This is a genomic window from Pseudomonas fluorescens (genome assembly GCF_902497875.1).
In the GTDB taxonomy this organism is placed as follows: Bacteria; Pseudomonadota; Gammaproteobacteria; order Pseudomonadales; family Pseudomonadaceae; genus Aquipseudomonas; species Aquipseudomonas fluorescens_BR.
Genome location: NZ_CABVHY010000161.1, coordinates 1 through 840, shown reverse-complemented (window position 1 = coordinate 840; position 840 = coordinate 1). Strand labels below are relative to the sequence as shown.

Here is an 840-nt window from a genome sequence, read left to right as displayed (position 1 = left end):
AGAACGATCTAATCAAAGACTAGAAATCAACATTTAGCCTTCATTCGAAGGAAATGCTCATTTCTAAGCTTTACGTGTCAGAAGCAGTAAGTGGTGGAGCCAAACGGGATCGAACCGTTGACCTCCTGCGTGCAAGGCAGGCGCTCTCCCAGCTGAGCTATGGCCCCGTATTTCTACAGGCGTTTCCCACACAAAATTGGTGGGTCTGGGCAGATTCGAACTGCCGACCTCACCCTTATCAGGGGTGCGCTCTAACCAACTGAGCTACAGACCCAATTTCGGGCTGCTTCTTTATCGTCTTCTTCAATGAATCAAGCAATTCGTGTGGGAACTTATGGAGCAGCTGATGTCGTCGATTAAGGAGGTGATCCAGCCGCAGGTTCCCCTACGGCTACCTTGTTACGACTTCACCCCAGTCATGAATCACACCGTGGTAACCGTCCTCCCGAAGGTTAGACTAGCTACTTCTGGTGCAACCCACTCCCATGGTGTGACGGGCGGTGTGTACAAGGCCCGGGAACGTATTCACCGCGACATTCTGATTCGCGATTACTAGCGATTCCGACTTCACGCAGTCGAGTTGCAGACTGCGATCCGGACTACGATCGGTTTTCTGGGATTAGCTCCACCTCGCGGCTTGGCAACCCTCTGTACCGACCATTGTAGCACGTGTGTAGCCCAGGCCGTAAGGGCCATGATGACTTGACGTCATCCCCACCTTCCTCCGGTTTGTCACCGGCAGTCTCCTTAGAGTGCCCACCATTACGTGCTGGTAACTAAGGACAAGGGTTGCGCTCGTTACGGGACTTAACCCAACATCTCACGACACGAGCTGACGAC

General features: G+C 53.0%; 2 tRNA genes and 1 rRNA gene. All 3 read right to left on the bottom strand.

Features of this window, described 5'->3' with window-relative positions:
- Positions 1–91 precede the first annotated feature (91 nt).
- Positions 92–167, bottom strand: a tRNA-Ala gene (locus tag F8N85_RS34430).
- A gap of 30 nt (positions 168–197) precedes the next feature.
- A tRNA-Ile gene (locus F8N85_RS34425) sits at positions 198–274 on the bottom strand.
- An 83-nt stretch (positions 275–357) separates the two neighbouring features.
- Positions 358–840, bottom strand: a 16S ribosomal RNA gene (locus F8N85_RS34420); the annotation flags it as partial.